The organism is Corynebacterium sp. CTNIH16 (genome assembly GCF_032821655.1).
Classification (GTDB): domain Bacteria; phylum Actinomycetota; class Actinomycetes; order Mycobacteriales; family Mycobacteriaceae; genus Corynebacterium; species Corynebacterium marquesiae.
The window spans coordinates 135,078-154,364 of sequence record NZ_JAVBIG010000004.1 but is presented as its reverse complement, the minus strand read 5'-3'; the positions used below and the strand labels follow the sequence as shown (position 1 = coordinate 154,364).

The window sequence follows — 19,287 nt, the reverse complement described above, 5'->3', positions numbered from 1 at the left end:
AACCGCTTTGCCTATGTCGTCTACAAATTTTATCGAACCAACAAAACGGCCTGTGGGTTTGAGACTTACCGGGAACCTAAGTAATTTTCGCAGATAATTATTAAGCACCACTCACCCTCTACAATGACACCCATGGATGAACAGGGGCGGCAGAACTTGGAATGCTACGGCTCATGGGAGCGGATGACCGGCGGGGAGTGGTTCTTGCCGAGCATGCCGGAGGCGAAAGAAGAGCACCAGCGCACTTTTCGCTTGGTTAAGCAGCTCAACGAGCTGCACAATACGGACCAAGAGCGTGCCGAAGGCATCCTGCGCGAGATTCTGCCAGAAGAATCTGCGGTGCCGGGCCTGCACGTGCCGATGAATCTGGAGTATGGCTGCAATCTAGTATGCGGTGAGCGCGTCTTCATTAATTTTGGCACCACCATCTTGGCCCAGGCCAAGGTGACGCTGGGTGATGGCGTCATGGTGGGCCCCAATTGCTCGCTGATTACGGTGGGACATCCGGTAAACGATCATGAGATGCGCGCCGGTGGGTGGGAGATAGCCAAGCCTATCACCATCGGTGAGAACACCTGGTTCGGTGCCAATGTCACCGTGCTGCCGGGCATCACGATTGGAAAGAACTGCGTTATAGGTGCAGGCACGCTTATTACCACCGATATCCCGGATAATTCGCTGGTCCTGGGAACACCCGGCCGCGTGGTGCGCAAGCTGGAGAATAATGAGGACGCCTGGGAGCGCCAGGATCTCAACGGTCCTGTCGAGGGTTTTGGAGCCGCCAAGTAAATGTTTGATCTCGCTCGCATCGGCGCGGGACTGCCCGTAGCCGAGACCATCGATTCGCTGCCTGAAACCGGAAACGTTGTCATTCAGGCCCCACCCGGTACGGGTAAAACCACGCTCGTGCCACCGGCGTTGGCCAATCATGCGGCGGGCCGAGGCAAAGTCATCGTCACCGCCCCGCGCCGTGTGGCTGTCCGCGCGGCCGCGCAACGCTTGAGTGCTCTCAGCGGCACCCCGGACAAGGTCGGCTTTGCCATCCGGGGCGAGTCCCGCAAGGGCAGTGAGGTCGAATTCGTCACGCCGGGCGTGCTGCTGCGCCGCCTGCTGAAGGATCCGGAACTCGAGGGTGTTGCCGCCGTTGCCATCGATGAGGTCCACGAGCGCCAGCTCGATACGGATCTGGTGCTGGGCATGTGCCTGGAGCTAGCCGAATTGCGCGAGGACTTTCGCGTCATCGCCATGTCTGCAACCGTGGATGCGCAGCGCTTTTCCCAGCTTATGGACGCGCCCGTCCACGTCACCGAGGCGGTCACCCATCCGCTCGATATCCACTACGCCCCCATGCCGGGCAGGGCGGCGGGAACGAGGGAGTTTTACGGGGACGTCGCCAAGCAGGCAGCCCGCCAGCAGGAATCAACGCTGGTCTTTGTGCCCGGCGTGCGCGAGGTTAATCTCGTGTGCGATGCCTTAGCAGGCCACAATGTTTTCCCGCTGCACGGCAAGCAAACCACCGCGGAGCAAGACGCCGCGCTGTATACCGATGAGCGGCGCATTGTCGTGGCTACCTCTATCGCGGAGTCCTCGCTTACCGTGCCGGGCGTGCGCGTAGTGGTAGATGCCGGGCTCTCCCGCGTTCCCCGGCGCGATGCGCAGCGTGGCATGTCCGGATTGGTGACGGTGTCTACCTCAAAATCGAGTGCGGATCAGCGCGCTGGTCGTGCCGGCCGTGAGGCTCCTGGCACCGTCATTCGCTGTTACGCGCAGGATGATTACCAGCACTTTTCTCCGCATACCACCCCGGAGATCCTCTCCGCGGATCTGACCCAGGCCGCGCTGTTTCTGGACTGCTGGGGCGCGGGCCCGGACTTCCCATTGCTCGATCCGCCGCCGGCTCCGGCCCTTGCGGCCGCGCACGCCACGCTTGAACGCATTGGTGCCACACAGGAGCTCGCCCTCCTGCCCAACGATCCGCGCCTCGGTGCCTCCTTGCTCCGGCATGGCAGCCAAGCCGCACCCATCATTGCCTCGCTTGCCGACGCCCCCTTAACCCCCGATCTCACCCGTCACCGCCCACCCCAAAGGGAAGTCAAGCGGCTCGCCCGACTGGTAGACGATCTCGGCCCCGCCGATCCCGGTGAGGTCGTCGCCACCGCCTTTCCCGAGCAGGTGGCTAAGCGCATGGGCGAGGATTACCTGCTGGCCAGCGGTACCCGCGCACGGCTGCTGGACAACTCGGGCCTGGCCGGCGCCTCGTGGCTTGCCATCGCGGAGGTATCCCTGTCCAACGCAGGCAATGCCATCATCCGCTCGGCCGCCCGCATCGAGGAAACCGCAGCGCTGGACACCATCGGCGTCACCGAGGAAACCCGCGCCTTCCTGCGCGATGGCCGCGTGCGCGGCGTTAAGGTCAAAGCTGCGGGCGCCATCCCGCTCTCTGAAACCCCTGTCAAGGTCACCGGCCCCGCGGCCGAGGAAGCCCTTGCCGCCGGCATCCGTAAGGAAGGCTTGGGCCTTTTCACCTTCAGCGAGAAAGCCCAAAACTTAAAAGACCGCCTTCGCCACCTGCACGCCCACTATGGCGAGCCGTGGCCCGATGTCGATTCCGCGGATCCCGCCGAGTGGCTCGGGCCCGAATTACACCGCATTGCGGAGGGCACCCCCGCCGCCAAGCTCGACATGTACCCCGCGCTGCAACGCCTCCTGCCCTGGCCGGAAGCCACCCATCTGGACGATCTCGCTCCCGAGCGCCTTCCGGTTCCCTCCGGCCGGGACGCACGAATCGACTGGTCTGGCGACCGTCCCGTGGTTCATATCAAACTGCAAGAATGCTTCGGCCTGGCCGCATCCCCCGAATACTGCGGCCACCGCGTGCAATTCCACCTGCTCTCCCCCGCCGGCCGCCCGCTCGCGGTGACCGATGATCTCGCCAGCTTCTGGTCCGGTCCTTATGCTGGCGTGCGCGCCGATATGCGCGGGCGCTACCCCAAGCACCCGTGGCCGGAGGACCCGTGGAATGCGATTGCTACCGCGCGCACCAAAAACCGAATGTAGTTAGCCCCATTGCTGCCAGCCTAGGTAGCAGCTCATAACCACGACCAAGGTAAGTAGCGCGTAGCGGATGAATTTGGCACCGCCACCAAGTACGGTACGAGCGCCGAGAAGTGCGCCGGCGATATTGGCTACGCCGAGCACGATGCCGAGCGTCCACCACACGTGTCCGCCAATAATAAATACGATAAGCGCACCTAAGTTGGTAGCGGTATTGACTACCTTGGCCATGGCCGCAGAGGTCAAGAAATTCTGCGCAAAAATAGAGGTGAAGGCCATGATCAAAAACATTCCGGTACCCGGACCGAAGATGCCATCATAAAAGGAAATGATGCCGGAGAGCACCAAGACCACGACGGTCCGCCAACCACCACGGGTTCCGGCCGAGTCGCTACTGCCAAAGTCTGGCTTGAAGGCCACGAAAATGCCCACGGCCACCATAAGCACGATGATGATGGGGCGCATGATGTCCTTGTCCAAGCTCGAGGCCACGCTGGCCCCCAACCCGGAGCAGACCAGCGCGATAAGGATGAAGCGCGCCATTTCTGCCTTGTCCAGCTTCACCTTGCGCGCAAGGGTCACAGCTGCCGAGCCGGTGCCGGTTACCGCGGCGAGCTTACTAGTGCCCAAAGCGGCGGCCGGAGCAAGGCCCGGCAGGACCGCCAGCAGCATCGGGATCAGGATCAATCCGCCACCACCAATGACCGCATCGACCCACCCCGCGGCCGCGGTACCAAAGAAGAGAATTATCCACTGCACCACATCGAGTTCCATGCCCCCGATCATAAATCTTAAATGATGTAAGGTGATAACCCGCCTACTGCCATCTCCGTAGTGGAGAAAAAGCAGGCATTATACTTTTGTCGCAGCAGAACTAGGAGGCTCGCATGGCCGCACAGCAGGAAGGCACCGGGCTTAGTGCCCATACCGTGGCACGGTGGGCCATTGTTGTTCCGGCATCGGTCGCACTGGGCTGGCTTTTTAGCATGTGGCACGTACCTGCGGCTTGGATCTTGGCAGCGATCCTCTCCTCCGGCGCCATGGCGCTTTTTACTGGGGAAGATCTGCGCGTGAACCGCAGTTTTTATAGCATGTCGCGTGGTTTTATCGGCATGATGGCTGCGATCCCGCTGACCGTGGTGCCGGTGGGCCAATTGCTTGGCTTCCTGCCTGCCGCCCTGACGATGTCCTTTGTCACACTGATGGTAGGCGTTATCGGCGGCCAACTCCTACATCGCGCGCAGCCAGACGATGTCTCCTCCGAAACCGGCATTTTATCCATGCTGCCGGGCGGTGCTTCGCTGATGCCTGCGCTTGCCGACGAACTCGGTGCCGACTTCCGCTACGTCGCCCTCACCCAATACCTGCGCCTCTTAGTAGTCTCGGTATCGCTACCCGCCGTGGTCGCCTTATTGGACACGCCCGCCGGCAAGGGGGCGGATCTTTCGGTTGACGGCGAAACCACTTGGTGGATAGTTGCCCTAGTGGTTGTCATTGCCTTCATAGGAGAAAAGGTAGGCAGGTTCCTCCATCTCCCCGCCGCCGCGGTGCTCGGTCCCTTGCTGCTGACGGTCCTAGCCTCCTTCGTACTGCCGGAGGGCCACACGCTCGAGCCGCTCTACGCCTTTAAGGTGATGGCGTTTTTGTCCATCGGGTGGGTCTGCGGCGGCGGGCTTTCGCTGCCGGCGCTCAAGGCCTTTGCCAAGCAATTGCCTGCCACGGTTCTTTTCATTGTGGTCATTATCGGCATCTGCGCGGCCACCGCCTGGCCGCTGACCAGGTGGCTACACATCACCTACTTTGAGGCCTACCTGGCCACCAGCCCCGGCGCGCTGGAGACCGTGCTCGCGCTCTCGGCCGAGGGCGGGGCCGGGCCCGCGGTCATCGCAGTCCAGCTCACCCGACTCATCGCGGTACTGGTCGTAGCGGGTTACTTGCCACAGCTGCTGCGGCTGGCGAAGCGCCTGCTGCGCCGCTAGTTGTCCAAGACGGCCTCGCGCAGGACAGACATCGGCACGGAACCAAGGGCGAGGGCCTCGGAGTGGAACTCGCGCGCGCTCATGCCCTGCTTTTCGGCCTCGGCGCGGGTCTCCTGCCACAGGCGCTGGCCCAGGGCATAGGACGGCGCCTGTCCCGGCCAGCCCAGGTAGCGGTTGACCTCAAAGTTGAGGTTCGCATCATCCATAGCGGTGTTCTCACGCATGAAGGTCTTCACGTGCGCCTTGTCCCACACGCCGGAGGTCGAGCAATCCGGCAGCTGCTTGCCTAGGTGCAATCCAATGTCCACGACCACGCGGGCGGCGCGCAGACGCTGCGCATCCAACATGCCCATGCGGAAGCCCGGATCATCCATGTAGCCCAGCTCGGCCATGAGCTGTTCGGCGTAGAGAGCCCAGCCCTCGCCATGACCAGAGTTCCACGTCACCGCGCGGCGCCACAAGTTGAGATCCTCCTGCACCAGTGCAGAACCTAGCTGCAGGTGGTGGCCCGGCACGCCCTCGTGGTGGACGGTGGTCAGTTCCTGCCAGGTGTGGAATGTGTCCTGGCCTTCTGGCACAGACCACCACATGCGGCCCGGGCGGGAGAAGTCATCGCTCGGCGGGGTATAGAAGATGCCGCCGGTGCCGGCCGGATCGATGCAGCACTCGATCTCTTCGACTTCCTCCGGAATATCGAATTCCTTGCCATTGAGCTCAGCGATGACGCCATCGGCAGTAGATTGCATCCACTCCACCAGCGCATCGGTGCCGCGCAGGGTATAGCGCTCCTCGTGGTTGAGCTTGCGCATCGCCGAGCGCACCGAGCAATCGGAGCCGTAGAGCTCGTGGGCGATCCTTTCCTGCCCCGCGCGCAGGCTGCGCACCTGATCCAGGCCCCACTCATAGGCCTCATCGAGGTTAACGGCATCGCCCACAAAGAGCTTGGAAAAGCGTTCGTAGCGCTCGCGGCCCACGGCGTCCTTGTTAGGCGCCTGGGGCTGCAGGTCATTGGAGAGCCAATCGGAGAACTCGCCAAAGGCCTCCTTGGCCTGCTGCACCTCGGCGGAGTCGGCGTCGAGGCCGAGGGACTCGAGCATCGAGTCGGCGTCGGCAAGCCGCTCGCACTGCACAATGACCTCGGAGATCTGGCGGTGCGGTGCCACCATGCCGTGGGAGGCCGCTTCCTCCAAGGAGCTGCGGTAGCCGGCCAGGGAGGTCTTCACCTTGGACAGGCGGGAGCGAATGGCATCGCGGTCCTCGTCCGTGTCCTGCGGCATGAGCAGCAGCGTATCGCGGATGGTCTGCACCGGGGAGGCGATGTTATTCAGGCAGCGTACATCCTCGCTGTGGTGGTGCAGATCTAGTTCAAGGCAAAGGCGATCGCGCAGGACGGCCGCGGTGACATAGTCCACGTCATCAAAGTCATCCTCATCATCGGACTCATCGGTGGTGTCATCTAGGGCATCCAGGTCCGCGACCATTTCGCGGGTGCGGTCTGCGATGGCGGTGAAGTACTCGGGGGAGAAATCCTGCAATTCGCCCTCGTAGCCGTCAATGCCCCACGCGGTGGCATCGGTGGGGGAAAGCTCGGCTAGGTCGTGAACGAAGTTATCGCACGAAGCGTCCAGTAGAGAGGGCTGGCGCTTAGCGGTCTGCTCAGAACTCATAACGAGGAAGTCTATCCCTAAGTATCAGCTATAGGCCACCCGGGCGGGCTGAAGTTGCGAACTTGTTAACTAATCGTTGTCCCACTTTGTACCGGGATAGTTCCAGCGGCCGAATTCATCCAGGATATCCTGCGGTTTCTCCTCCATCACCAAGGCATCGACAAAGCGCGGCAAGATGAAGCCGGACTCGGCCATGGCGGCGTACATGGCGTAGAACGGACGCCAAAAATCCTCGGTGTTTACTAGGCCCACCGGACCGCGGATGGTGCCCAGCTGTTGCAGGGTGAGCACCTCGGTGAGCTCTTCCAGGGTGCCAACTCCGCCGGGGAGGCAAATATAGGCGTCGGCAAGCTGCTCCATGCGCGTCTTACGCTCGGCCATGGATCCCACCACCTCCAGGGTGGTCAGGCCAGGATGGGAAATTTCCAGATCCACCAACGCCTGGGGCATCACGCCGGTGACGGTGCCGCCGGCGGCCAGGCAGGCCTCTGCAACCTCGCGCATCAGGCCGATGTTGCCGCCGCCGTAGACCAAGGTCAGCCCGCGTCGGGCCAGCTCCGTGCCCAATTCCTGTGCCGCCTGCGTATAGGCCGGGGAGTTTCCTGTTGCTGAACCACAATAAACCGCTACTGACTGCATGCTCTCCAGCATAGGTATCTACGGCTCCACCACCACCTTTAGACCATTCGGTACATGGCGTGTTTATGAGATTAGACAAAGCAGTCTGGAATATTTATACTTCTTTTTATGATCAAACCTGGCCCAGTGTTCACGCGGCCCCGCACACCGGCCGCAAAGTGCCTCCATTTGGTGCGCCTGAACCCGATCATCACCCGGAGCGAGCTGGTGGAAGCCACCGGGCTTTCCCAGCCCACCATCACGCGCGCCACTACTTCCCTACTCAACGCGGGCCTCATCCAGGAACGCACCGACCTCACCCAGTCCCGCGGGCGCGGCCGGCCAACGGTGCCGCTTGAGGCGGCCGATAATGACTGGGCGCTCGGCGGAATCTCCGTGGGCACTAAGCAGACCTACATCGGCCTTTATGACATCAAGGGCCGCACGTTGAGCGAAGAGGAATTGACCACCCCGGTGGCTAACCTCAGCGAAGATGACTTCCTCGAGCACATCATGGCCGGCATCAATCGCATGCTGACGAACCTGGACTACCGCTTGGTCTCCCTCGGCGTGACTACCTCGGGCACCGTGGATGATAACGGCCTGGTCACCGCGGAAAACCTCAACTGGCACGGCGTGGACATTGCCGAGCACCTGCGCTTCCAGTTCGGCGTGCCCGTGGTAGTCTCCTCCGCCATCCCGGCCATCCTCGGCTCCGAGACCCAAGCGGCCGAGATTGGCACCAGCGAGCGCGTTCTGGTGCTCTTCGCGGACGATTCCATCGGCTCGGCGCTCTCCGTCGAGGACGAGGTCAGCCCCATTATTCCCGTGCCGCAAACGCACTCTGAACTGCTTGGTCACGGCGCTTCCGAGCGCCTGCTGGCCACCCAGCACGTCCTAGAGAAGGTGCGTCACGAGGGCATGGAAGTAGCCACGCTTGCCGACGCCGCCCAAGTAGCCGACTCCCACCCTGCCGTCCGCGCCATTTTAGACGAGCGCGCCCGCCAGTTGGGCGCCATCACCGCGGAGCTGGTCAAGGCCCACTCCCCGGCCACCGTGGTTATCGCCGGCGGCGCGTTTACCGACGACCCACAGGCCCCCAAGCAATTTGCCGCCACCGTCCGCGCCTCCGCGGGCGATGAGTTGCAGCTGCGCATGATCCCCGGCCATAAGGAGATTGTCCGCGCGGTAGCCCGCACCGTGGCCACCGACCAGCTCCTGCGCCAACCGCTGGAGCTAGGCCGCTCACTCCAGTGCGCTTAGCACCTCGCGTACCGAGTCGATGCCGCGAAAGAGATGGGCATTGAGCCCGCAGTAGCTAGCGCCCTCCACGTAGTCGACGCGGTCATCAAAAAAGTGCGTATCCTTCGGCTGCGCGGAGAGCGCATCCACGGCCACACGATAGGCCTCCGGGCGCGGCTTGGCCACGCCAATATCGCAGCTAAAAGTCACCGCCGCACAGTCCTCTAGCCACGTCTGCTTCTTTCGCACCTGGCCCGCCAGCGTGGTGGGGATATTGGATAAGATGCCCACACTATAGCCTTCCCCGATCAGCCCCTTGACCAGCGCTACCATGTCGGCGTCCGCTTCTAATAGGCCGCGGTTTTCACGGGCTACTGCCTCAGCGACGGGAATCTCCCCCAACCCGGCGCGGGCTGCTACCTCATTCCAGTAGTGGCTATCGCTAAAAATGCCGGCATCGTAGTCCGGCCGATAAAACCCGTAGGCCTCCCACATCGCCTCTGGATCTGGCGGCGCGAGGAGGCGCTCCAAGTCCGCGTGGCTTTCTGGGGTTACCGGGCGCATGAGCACGCCGTACATATCAAAGAGGAGTTTGGGCATAACGGGGGCCAGTTTATGCGCGTTTCGGCGCTTGGGTCAGCACGGCTACGATTCCCACACCCGCACCAGCGACAAAAAGAGGCAGCATCGCAGGCGCCTGCTCCATGGACAAGGCGAAGATGCCGCCGATGGCACCAATGAGCAGCATACCGCCGAGGCTATAGAGCGAACGTGTGACTACCCCACGCTTGCCGGCGACGCCATAAACCAGCAGCGCGAGCCCGGCGAATGGGCCGAGCATCAGCGCCGCAGTGGTCAGAAATACCCCCAAGGCCATGTGCGTGGACATGATTGCTGCTCCCACGATGAGAAAGAGCGCCAGAACTAACAGGCTTATGGCGCACAAAGCCTTGCGTTGCGTTGACATAGAAGTAATCCTCCCACCGCACCGCAGTGCTATGGGAGGATTGAGCTAAATCTTGATGGGTTTGTTATTCACCCACGCGCGCTTAGGCGCCGCCTTCGATGCGACCAGCCAGGCGCTCATCGATGCGCAGCAGGCCCGAACCGTCATTGCCCACCAGCTTGATCTGGTCCAGAATCTCAGAAACGGTAGCCTCTTCTTCCACCTGCTCGCTCAGGAACCAGTCAACGAGCTGGCGGGATTCCAGATCCTGTGCATCTAGCGCCGCGCGGGCGATGGTGCGGATCTCCTCGGAAACCTTCTGCTCGTGCTCGAGGGAAGCCTGGAAGGCATCCTGCGGGTTAGCGGCCTTGACGGAGCCAACCGGGATGTCATTGAGCTCTACGCGGTATCCGCGGGAGAGCAAGTGGTCTGCAATCTTCTCTGCGTGCTCGCGCTCCTCAGCAGCCTGGCCCATGAACCAATCGCGCATGCCTGGGAAGGAGAGGTTATCCATCTCGAAGGCCAGCTGGGTGTAGACCATGGAAGCGCCATATTCGCTAATAACCTGGCCATTCAACAGGGTTTGCAGCTTCTCGTCCATCGTAAAAACCTTTCTGTGTGGGGAAATTAATTAGTGCTAAGCACCACACTACCGGAGATTCTCCCGCGATCCAGCAAGGCCTACTTAAGTAAACTTGCACGTCATTATGCTTTTTTAGATTGGATAACCTAAGTTAGCCAAGACAAAGCTAGCCCCCAAGCGCGGGCAAAGTTCCCCTAAGAACTCGAGGTCATCGCGGATACTCTGCTTTTATGCCGACGCGAGTCTGCGGTCAGTTCGGCATCTACTACTTAAGCCCTCGCACCCTAGGCTAAAACTGTGACTTTAGTCACCTAAACGGCCGCTCAGGCGATTCAGGCGCTGCGCGCTCGCCCCTTCCAGGCCACGGAACTCTACCTCGATGCCACGCTCGGCGTATTTCTTCTGCACCGCATCCAACGTTGCCACCGTAGAGGCGTCCCATACCTCGGCCTTGCTCATATCAATCACCACGCGCTGAGCATCCAGCGTGTAATCAAAGGCATAGACCAAGTCATTGGAGGAGGCGAAGAAGAGCTGGCCGCGCACCGCATACTCGGCATCGCCTACGTGCTCCACCTCCACCAGGTGGGCCACGCGGCGGGCAAAGCCGATCGAGGCCGCCACCACGCCGAGCACCACACCCACCGCCAAGTTATGCGTGGCCAGTGTTCCTACCACCGTCACCAGCATCACGAGCGTTTCTGATAGCGGCATGAGCTTCAGCGTGCGCGGGCGAACCGAATGCCAATCCACCGTCGTTGCGGCCACGATGATCATCACCGCCACCAGCGCGGCCATCGGAATGCGGCCGACGGTCTCGCCAAAGAGCAAGCAGAGGATAAGGAGGAAGGCGCCCGCGAGGAACGTCGACAAGCGCGTGCGCGCCTGGGATGCCTTCACGCCGATCATGGTCTGGCCAATCATGGCGCACACGCCCATGCCGCCAATGGCCGCGGCGAGGATATTGCCCACGCCCTGGCCAAAGGACTCGCGCGTCTTATCGGAGTGGGTATCCGTAATGTCATCGACCAGCTTGGCCGTCAGCAGCGATTCCATCAGGCCCACCAAAGCCATGCCAAAGGCATACGGAGCAATAAGCTGCAGAGTATCCAGGTTCCACGGAATATCCGGCACGAAAAGCCCCGGCAGCGAAGTAGGTAGCTCGCCTTGGTCCGCCACATCGGGCACCTTCCACCCAGCCGCCACCGCAATGATGCTGACCACCAGAATGGTAATCAGCGGGGCGGGAATCACCGTAGTCAGTCGCGGCAACCCCAGCATGATAGCCAGGCCAATGGCCACCAGCAGATAGACCATCCACGGCACATCAATTAGGTGCGGCAGCTGCGTAGTAAACATCATGATGCCCAGCGCATTCACAAATCCCGTCATCACCGAGCGCGGGATAAAGCGCATGAGCTTGGCCACACCCACCGCGGCCAATAACACCTGCATAATCCCCGCCAAAAGCACTGCAGCGACCACATAGTCATGCCCATGTTCATGCGCGAGCGGTGAGACTACCAAGGCCACTGCACCGGCCGCGGCGGAAATCATCGCTGGCCTACCTCCGGTGAAGGCAATGGACATTGCCATCACGACGGAGGAAAACAATCCCACCCGCGGATCCAACCCTGCGAGGATAGAAAAGCTTAAGACCTCCGGGATCAGAGCAAGCGCCACCGCCAATCCGCCGAATACCTCCTTGCGCAGGCGCGCAGGCGAGGAAAATGCATAGCGGAAACTGGCGATGACGCTGGTCGGAGCAGGCTGTTCTTTAATCACGCCTGCACATACTAGTGGACTTTAAGAGCCTTCCTTAAACGAGCCATCCGCGGTAATCACGGGCAGCACAGACCACGCGAAGTTGATCCATTGATCGGTCTTCTTCCACGAGAAATCCGGCTCAAAGATGGTCTTCGGCTTGGTATAAATGACGGCCGAGCGCACATCGTCTGCGGTTTCCTTGAGCAGGTTAACCACCAGATCCAAGGTCTTGCCGGAGTCCGCAACGTCATCGACAACCAGGACCTTCTTGCCTTTCAGCGAATCCGTATCCAGCTGCGGGGAAAGAATTACAGGCTCGTCTAGGGTCTGGCCGATATCGGTGTAGAACTCCACATTGATAGCACCCATGGCCTTGACACCGATGGCATAACCGATAGCACCGGCTGGGATCAGGCCGCCGCGAGCGACGCCCACGATGAGGTCTGGGAACCAACCAGATTTCACAATCTGTTCCGACAGGTTTCGGCTCGCCTCGCCGAAGACCTCCCAGGTGAGGTTTTCCCGGTCCGGGTGGATCCAATTTTCAGTCACGATTGTGTGGCTCCTTTTGCGTCATGGGCTTTCTTTGTAGTTTAACGAGCGATGCGTGCCAAAGAAAAAGGCACCTACCGGAATGGAACCTCGCCCAAAGTCCGGCGCAGTTTGCGGGTGCGCAGGCGCTCTGGATTTTCGGCTAGATGCTCCATCGCACGCACCGCGCACATTACGTGAGCTTCCTTCGAATTGGAGTAGAAGGCCTGCGCCTGCGCCGGCAACTTCGGCACCGCGTGAAGAGGCAGGTCAGAGACCGAAAGAAGAGTTCCATAAGGAACGCGGTAGCGGTAACCATTGGCCGCGAGCGTGCACGATTCCATATCCACAGCCACCGCGGTGGAGGTACGCAGCCACTCCCACAGGTCCCGGTTAGTACGCCACTCCCAATTGCGGTCATCGGTGGAGAGCACCGTGCCGGTGCGCATGAGCGAGTTGTCGTCGCCGTACACCGCCTTTACTGCGGATTCGAGCATGCGCTGTACTTCTGGAATCGCCGGGATGGGTGAGGTCGCCGCAACCTTCTGGTCCAAGATGTGGTCATTGCGTTGATAGGCATTGCCCAAAATGAGGTCACCGATGCGCATGCGTCCGTCCATGCCAGCGCAGTGGCCGATCATAATCCAGGCCTCCGGGCGCAGCACCGCCAAACAATCCGTAATGGTCTTCGCATTCGAAGGGCCTACGCCGATATTGATCATCGTGATGCCATCGCCACCGGCAGTGATTAAATCAAAGCGCGGCATCTGATACCGAGAGGTCAACGTTAAACCGTCCACATCAAGGTCCACCGCATCGTTGGGATGGATGGTCTCCCCATTGGGCAGCACCAAGGCGGTATAACGCGAATCTTCCTTGGTCAGCTCGCGCAAACCAAACTTCACAAACTCGGTGGTGTGCATCGCGTAGTTAGTAAATAAAATGTATTTCTGTACCGTATCGACCTCGATGCCGGTGTAATGCTCGATGCGCGCACATGCGATATCGAAGCGCTGGGCGCCAAAGTGAAACAGCGGCTTTTCCTCGCCGTGGAAGGCATCCCATTCGCCATCAATGATCGCGTCATTGACCTCATCCAACGTCGGCCGTGGAATAGGTCCGCGTTCTTGTGGGGCTTCACCTGTGTCCTTGATGTACTCCGGCGGGATGCGCTGGTCCGATTGGCCAACAAAGATATCGCACGGATAATTGCCCGCTAGGCGGGTCAGCTGCTCGTGCAGGTAATCCCGAATTATGTGTGGCTTGGAAATTACCGCCGAGTACTTGCCTGCCTCGTTGACGTAGCCAAACGGCTCAGAACGATCGATCGGCTGCCATTTGCGGATATCCACCGTGACCTTGGGGTAGACCACGTAGCGATAGTCATCTAGGTTTCCTGATTCCAGCGTCTTGCGCGCAAGCTCGCAGGAATTCTCGTAGATCTCAATCAGGCGATTTACTGCCTCATCAACGGAGTGGACATGCTGCAGATCGGTCATAAGCGCGAGTGTAGCGGGGACTTAGCTGCGCGGCAGCGGTCTGCGCTTTCACTCCCCTTCTCGCCATGGTTTGGGCGATATGGCTGCTGATACCGTTGTCAAAAAGAAAGGCGCACGAAAGTCAACGAGCCAAAACAGTATCCGCTACATGGAGGCGGAAGTGCGTACGGTAGTCAGCGATTCAATTCAACCGAAGAACCTTTGGGGGTAGCGCTCCATGACGACTCCCGCGAAGCTCCTGGTGAGATTCCCCTCCCACCACGCGATGATGAGGCGCGGACTATGAGTTCCATGACCATCGTCGGTACGAACGTCATTTCAGAGGCCATGGAGTTCGAACCCCGCATTCGGCAAGCAGATTGCCACGGTTAACACTCAAGGAACTGCGGTCTGCCGGACCCTATCGGCACACTGCACCACGAGAAATATATGCGTCTCTGCCGACCCAGGCATCCTGCCTTGATCCGTGAGATCCCTAATTCTCATTGTCCCTAGGCTTAGGCAAAGACAAGGCTCTCACCCCGATACTGCAGACGATTCCTACTAAGACTACGAATAGCGCCCCCAATAAGATTCCCGTGGAGGAGGGCAAAAATAGGCCACCTACTGCGGAGCCAACAGCCGAACCCAGATAATTCGCGGACGCGTTAGCAGCAACGGCAGTCGCACCTTCATCAGGATTTGCGCTGAGCAGCGAATGCTGTTGCGGTGCCATGGAAGACCAACCCAAAAGCCCCCATGCAAAAAGACACACCATTGCCACCATACGGCTCGAGGGAAAAAGCAACAACATTGCAAAATCAGCAGCAAGCAAACCAATGATTATGGTCGTTAGCTTGCGAGAACTCTCTACCTTATCGAGCACCCGCCCGATTCCAAATGCACCAACTGCACCGCCAATTCCCCAAATCCACATGCCCCCAATGGTGTCTACCTGCACTCGTTCGAGCACCACGGAAATATAGGTATACAGCCCCAGCGAACCGACTCCCACGAAGAAAGTAACCAAGACCGTTAGGAAATTATCCACCCGACCAATGATTCGGAGTCGCTGCCCTAGCGAGGAAGAGGGCACAGCTGGTACAGCACTCGTTTTACGTATCGCTAAACCTGCCAACGCCGCCATGCCAACCACCGATACCAAAGCAATGGCAGCCCGCCAGCCTAGCTGCTTGGCCACTCCTAGTCCCGCTGGTACACCCGCAACAGTTCCCACCGCCAAACCGGCTAGCACCAATGACAGCGCACGTCCGCGACGCTCCGCTGCGACCGACATGCCCGCTACCGCCGCGGACAATGGCGAATAGATTCCCGCTGCCGCACCTGCAATCAGCCGCGAAACTATAAAAACACCCACCGTAGGGGATACAGCGGTCACAACATTGGCCAGAGAAAACACAGCAAGAGCGCCCAGCAGTCCATTTCGCGGATCCTTGCCCGCCCTACCCGATAATAGTGGGCCGCATACCGCGTACGCACCGGTAAAAGCGGTAACACCCAAGCCAATCACGCTGCCACTTGCACCCAAGTCTTCGGCAATCTGCGGCAGCAGCCCAGCAATAACATACGCATCCAACCCGAGTGCTACGCTGCCCAAAACTAACGGCCATAGCTGTTTAAGCATTAGAAATCACCATGTCGAGCAAACCTGGAAAGCACGCGTCTAGATCGGCTCGGCGCAAAGAGATGACACAAGTGCGCCCCTGGCTTCTTGTCCACGTCACACCGGCTTCACGCAGCTGCCGAGTGTGGTAAGTCAGGGTCGACCGAGGCAGGTCGTCAGCAAGCGTCAAGCTATCGTGTTCCTTGCCGTCTGCTAAGCGTTTGACCATTTCCAACCGGATGGGATCACTTACTGCAGCCAATACACGGACGAATTCTAAATCCTCGGTGGCCGGATGCTCATATTTTCGTGGGCTCATTCCAACTCCAATCGTGCAAGAATTCTTGAACGATTGGCTACACTAAGTCATTCGAGACATTCGTGCAAGATTTCTTGCATAAACGAAGGCCCACCGACAGCGCATCGGTGGGCCTTCTCCCCATGACTAATCTCTCGGCACCCAAGGAGGGAGTGGAGCGCACCCTCCTGCAAGCACCGCCCGTGATTAGGCAAGCCTAAGTTTATAAACCTTTCGTAGGATGGTCAAGGGTTTGCCCATAAATTTCTTCACCCCTGACAAAAACCCAGTTAACCTGCAATAACGAGTACAATCCGGAACCATGGCTGAGTTGAAATCCACTATTTCCGAACAACTCCGCAAATTCTGGCGTGCCAACGACAAGGAATTGACCGATTCCCCGCGTCGCGGCGTCGCCTCCCCTGCCGAAGCTACGGCACTGCGCGAGGAGGTCGCGGCCGAAATCGCGGACCTCATCAACGCCCAGAAGGTCAAGACCAGCCCCGGCGATACTGCCCTCGACGCCGATGCCGCCGCTACCCTGCCCCTTGGCGCGCGCATCAAGCCGCGCGGAATCTTTGAAGATGACTGGGGCGCGCGTCCTACTGCGGAGCGGCCCTGGCCGGTCATCCTCATCCACGGCACCTGCGATACTAAGGGCGTATGGCAAATCCTCGGCAATGAACTGCGCCAAGACGGCTGGGCGGTCTTCGCCCCTGATTATGGGCACCGCGCTACCCAGCCGCTCGCGGAATCCGCACGCCAACTTGGCGCCTATATTGATGCCGTGCGCGCAGCTACCGGCGCGGACAAGGTTATTCTCATTGGACACTCCCAAGGCGGGCTGCTTGCCCGCTATTGGATGCGCATGATTGGTGGCGCCGAGCACGTCCTCCATCTGATGTGCATCAGCGCGCCAAACCACGGAACTACCTACGGCGGCATCGTCAGCCGCCTCATTCGCACCCCGCGCCAAGAGGCGGTAATGCGCTCCGTCATCGATGGCTGGTTCGGACCGGCGGGTATGGACCAAGTCGTCGGCAGTGAAGCCCTGCGCGAAACCAATCGCGATGGCGATCTGGAATCCGGCGTGAGCTATACCTGCATTGCCACCCGGTCTGATGCCGTCGTGGTCCCACCCGAAACCTGTTTCCTCGACCCCCGCGGCGTCGCAGAGGGCACCGTGCGAAATATTTACGTCCAAGACTTCGACCGCCGAGCAGTGGTCATGCACGAGGATATGCCGATGGACAAGCGCGTCCACGCCATCGTGCGCACCATTTTGGAACTGGTGGAGACTATTCCGCGCTAGTTAAAGCTCCAGCTCATCGAGAATTGCATCAAAGGCCGAACCTACCTGTGTGCGCCACAGCGTATCCACTTTCTTATCACCCCGGCCGGGCCCGCCATTGATGACGGCCACACGTTTGCCCTGCTTCTTTGCCTCCAGCACAAAGCGATACCCGCTCATTACCGCCAGCGATGACCCAGCAACCAGCAGCGAGCGGGCCTGGCCTAGCACGGCAAAAGCGGCATCGCGGCGCTCGGGCGGCACGGGCTCGCCAAAGTAGACGACGTCCGGCTTCAGCAATTCAGAACCACAGCGCTCGCACCCTGCCATGCGGAACGCAGCCACGTCGGCCTCAGCAAGCGTCACATCACCGTCCGGGTTCACTTGGTCTGCTTCCACGACGAGGCGCTCCAAGTACCCCGGGTTCGCTGCGGCTAGGCGCACATCGAAGTGCGGCCGCGCCTCCCGCTGCCCGCACATTAAGCACACGACGGTTTCCATATCGCCATGCAGCGCGACCAGGTTCATGGTTCCTGCCTGTTTATGCAGGCCATCTACGTTTTGCGTGACCACACCATTGACCAGCCCGGCGCGCTCTAACTCCACGAGCGCATAGTGCGTGCGGTTAGGCACCGCAGAATCCATAACCCGCCATCCCACAAAGCTGCGGGCCCAATACCTATGGCTCGCGGCTGGGTCGTGGCGAAATTCCTGATAGGTCATCGGCCGGTGTCTACTGAGCGAGCCACGCGGTCCCCGGTAATCGGGCACGCCCGACTCCGTCGACACTCCGGCCCCCGTTAGCACCATTACCGGACCCTCGCGCAGCTGCTTGACGACGTCCCCCAAAGCCCGCCCTGGCTCCGTATGCGGCGCCGATTCCTCGACCACTCGGGCGATCGAACGCAGCGCGGACTGGTGGGAAAGGGAGACGGCGGGATCCATGCCCCCGATGCTAGCTTTCGGGCAAGTGCTCTACATATAGCCACTCCGAATCCAGTTCCCCGTGGCGCGAGCACGTGGTGTGCCAGCCATCGGGGCGCACTTGGGCCACCATGCGGCGGCCACAGATTTGGCAGTAGCGCGGCACATCGAGGCCGGCTGCGGCCGCCGGGTGCAGCGTGAAGGCCTCTTCGATCGGCTTGCCGGTATTCGGGTGAAAAATCGGCTCGTCCCCAGCTAGGACGGCAGCGGCCAATTCGGACGTCGGCTCGGATAAACCAGCCACTACAGGGCCTTGATCGGCAGATCGATGCGGTTCAACATGTCCACATCCTTTTCAATCTGCTGGCCCAGGGTGGTCAGGTAGTTGCCGGCGATAATGGCGTTGATGCCGCCGAGCAGGCCGCGCTCAGTGCCGTCGTCGCCAAGCGAAAGCTCGCGGCCGCCGGCAAAGCGCAAGGTGGTAGACGGCATGGCCAGACGGAACGCCGCCACGGCGCGCAGGCCCTCGCCCAGCGGAACCAGCGGGCGATCCGCAAAGGGGGTGCCCGGGCGCGGATCGAGGAAGTTCATCGGCACCTCGCACGGATCAATCTCTGCCAGCTGCGCGGCGAACTCGGCGCGCTGCTCCAGGGACTCACCCATGCCAATGATGCCGCCGCAGCACACTTCCATGCCTACCTCACGCACATAATCGAGGGTCTGTTTGCGCTCCTCCCAGGTGTGGGTGGTGACCACATTGGGGAAGAAGGAGCGGGAGGTCTCCAGGTTGTGGTTATAACGCTGCGCGCCCATATCCTTCAGGCGCTGTGCCTGCTCGCGGGTCAGGGTGCCCAGAGAGCAGGAAATCTCAATATCGACGGCGTCATTAATCGCGGCAATGGCCTCGCCCACCTGGTCCAGCAAGCGATCGTCCGGCGACTTCACCGCGGCGACGATGCAGAACTCGGTAGCACCGGTCTTGGCGGTCTTCTGCGCCGCCTCCACTAACTCCGGGATATTGAGGCGCACGGCACGCACTGGGGACTCGAAGAGGCCGGACTGGGAACAGAAGTGGCAATCCTCTGGGCAGCCACCGGTCTTAATGGAGATAATGCCTTCCACCGATACGTCCGGACCACACCACTTCAGGCGGGTCTGGTGGGCGATATCGGCAATTTCCTCCAGCTGGGAATCCGGAACCTGCAATACCTGCAGCAGCTCTTCCTGGTTGAGGCCTTTGCCTTGCTCTAGGGCTTTCTCACGGGCGATGTCAACGATGCTCATG

19 protein-coding genes are annotated in these 19,287 nt (G+C 60.5%); 5 read left to right on the top strand and 14 right to left on the bottom strand.

What is annotated here, in order from left to right:
- The first annotated feature begins 123 nt into the window (after nt 1–123).
- Entirely contained in the window at nt 124–789 is a 666-nt protein-coding gene (locus RAE04_RS05550; protein WP_317026697.1) for a sugar O-acetyltransferase, read from the top strand.
- Complete coding sequence (locus tag RAE04_RS05545; protein WP_317026696.1) at nt 790–3,057, top strand: ATP-dependent RNA helicase; 2,268 nt, start codon at nt 790–792, stop codon at nt 3,055–3,057.
- On the opposite strand, the gene RAE04_RS05540 is transcribed toward RAE04_RS05545, so the two are convergent.
- Nucleotides 3,058–3,828 (bottom strand): TSUP family transporter, encoded by a 771-nt coding sequence (locus RAE04_RS05540; RefSeq protein WP_317026695.1) that lies wholly within the window; start codon nt 3,826–3,828, stop codon nt 3,058–3,060.
- Nucleotides 3,829–3,941: 113 nt separating this feature from the next.
- On the opposite strand from RAE04_RS05540, the gene RAE04_RS05535 reads away from it, so the two are divergent.
- Nucleotides 3,942–5,033 carry an AbrB family transcriptional regulator gene (locus tag RAE04_RS05535; protein WP_317026694.1) on the top strand — a complete coding sequence of 364 codons (1,092 nt, stop codon included), beginning with the start codon at nt 3,942–3,944 and terminating at the stop codon, nt 5,031–5,033.
- Here the strand turns inward: RAE04_RS05535 and RAE04_RS05530 are convergent.
- Entirely contained in the window at nt 5,030–6,700 is a 1,671-nt protein-coding gene (locus tag RAE04_RS05530; RefSeq protein WP_317026693.1) for a DUF885 domain-containing protein, read from the bottom strand. The genes RAE04_RS05535 and RAE04_RS05530 overlap by 4 nt on opposite strands.
- 69 nt (nt 6,701–6,769) lie before the next feature.
- Nucleotides 6,770–7,339 (bottom strand): TIGR00730 family Rossman fold protein, encoded by a 570-nt coding sequence (locus tag RAE04_RS05525; RefSeq protein ID WP_317026692.1) that lies wholly within the window; start codon nt 7,337–7,339, stop codon nt 6,770–6,772.
- 108 nt (nt 7,340–7,447) lie between these two features.
- Between RAE04_RS05525 and RAE04_RS05520 the strand changes: the two genes are divergently transcribed.
- Nucleotides 7,448–8,581 (top strand): ROK family transcriptional regulator, encoded by a 1,134-nt coding sequence (locus RAE04_RS05520; protein ID WP_317026691.1) that lies wholly within the window; start codon nt 7,448–7,450, stop codon nt 8,579–8,581.
- On the opposite strand, the gene RAE04_RS05515 is transcribed toward RAE04_RS05520, so the two are convergent.
- The 8 genes from RAE04_RS05515 to RAE04_RS05480 all read right to left on the bottom strand — a co-directional run bounded on the left by RAE04_RS05515 (nt 8,564) and on the right by RAE04_RS05480 (nt 15,808).
- The gene (locus RAE04_RS05515; protein ID WP_317026690.1) at nt 8,564–9,160 is read right to left on the bottom strand and encodes an HAD-IA family hydrolase; all 597 of its coding nucleotides are present in this window, start codon (nt 9,158–9,160) and stop codon (nt 8,564–8,566) included. The two genes, RAE04_RS05520 and RAE04_RS05515, sit on opposite strands and share 18 nt — an antisense overlap.
- Before the next feature lie 13 nt (nt 9,161–9,173).
- Nucleotides 9,174–9,527, bottom strand: a complete 354-nt coding sequence (locus RAE04_RS05510; protein ID WP_317026689.1) for a hypothetical protein — start codon at nt 9,525–9,527, stop codon at nt 9,174–9,176.
- A gap of 82 nt (nt 9,528–9,609) precedes the next feature.
- Nucleotides 9,610–10,107 carry a ferritin gene (locus tag RAE04_RS05505; protein ID WP_317026688.1) on the bottom strand — a complete coding sequence of 166 codons (498 nt, stop codon included), beginning with the start codon at nt 10,105–10,107 and terminating at the stop codon, nt 9,610–9,612.
- Between the two features lie 285 nt (nt 10,108–10,392).
- Entirely contained in the window at nt 10,393–11,874 is a 1,482-nt protein-coding gene (locus tag RAE04_RS05500; protein ID WP_317026687.1) for a SulP family inorganic anion transporter, read from the bottom strand.
- Between the two features lie 21 nt (nt 11,875–11,895).
- Entirely contained in the window at nt 11,896–12,408 is a 513-nt protein-coding gene (locus RAE04_RS05495; protein ID WP_198492315.1) for a phosphoribosyltransferase, read from the bottom strand.
- A 74-nt stretch (nt 12,409–12,482) separates the two neighbouring features.
- The gene (gene amn / locus RAE04_RS05490; protein ID WP_317026686.1) at nt 12,483–13,886 is read right to left on the bottom strand and encodes an AMP nucleosidase; all 1,404 of its coding nucleotides are present in this window, start codon (nt 13,884–13,886) and stop codon (nt 12,483–12,485) included.
- Between the two features lie 475 nt (nt 13,887–14,361).
- Nucleotides 14,362–15,510 carry an MFS transporter gene (locus RAE04_RS05485; protein WP_317026685.1) on the bottom strand — a complete coding sequence of 383 codons (1,149 nt, stop codon included), beginning with the start codon at nt 15,508–15,510 and terminating at the stop codon, nt 14,362–14,364.
- Nucleotides 15,503–15,808 carry a helix-turn-helix domain-containing protein gene (locus RAE04_RS05480; RefSeq protein ID WP_317026684.1) on the bottom strand — a complete coding sequence of 102 codons (306 nt, stop codon included), beginning with the start codon at nt 15,806–15,808 and terminating at the stop codon, nt 15,503–15,505. Before RAE04_RS05480 ends, RAE04_RS05485 begins: the two co-directional genes overlap by 8 nt.
- 301 nt (nt 15,809–16,109) lie before the next feature.
- Here RAE04_RS05480 and RAE04_RS05475 point away from each other — a divergent pair, with 301 nt between their 5' ends.
- A complete protein-coding gene (locus tag RAE04_RS05475) occupies nt 16,110–17,099 on the top strand; it encodes a triacylglycerol lipase (protein WP_317026683.1) in 990 nt (329 codons plus the stop codon).
- Here RAE04_RS05475 and RAE04_RS05470 read toward each other — a convergent pair whose 3' ends face one another.
- The 3 genes from RAE04_RS05470 to bioB are packed head-to-tail and all read right to left on the bottom strand — an operon-like array spanning nt 17,100 to nt 19,286.
- On the bottom strand, nt 17,100–18,023 hold the full coding sequence (locus RAE04_RS05470) for a Sir2 family NAD-dependent protein deacetylase (protein WP_317026682.1): 924 nt from the start codon (nt 18,021–18,023) through the stop codon (nt 17,100–17,102).
- A 10-nt stretch (nt 18,024–18,033) separates the two neighbouring features.
- Complete coding sequence (locus RAE04_RS05465; protein ID WP_284791774.1) at nt 18,034–18,306, bottom strand: hypothetical protein; 273 nt, start codon at nt 18,304–18,306, stop codon at nt 18,034–18,036.
- Nucleotides 18,306–19,286 carry a biotin synthase BioB gene (gene bioB / locus RAE04_RS05460; protein ID WP_239236566.1) on the bottom strand — a complete coding sequence of 327 codons (981 nt, stop codon included), beginning with the start codon at nt 19,284–19,286 and terminating at the stop codon, nt 18,306–18,308. Before bioB ends, RAE04_RS05465 begins: the two co-directional genes overlap by 1 nt.
- Nucleotide 19,287 lies beyond the last annotated feature (1 nt).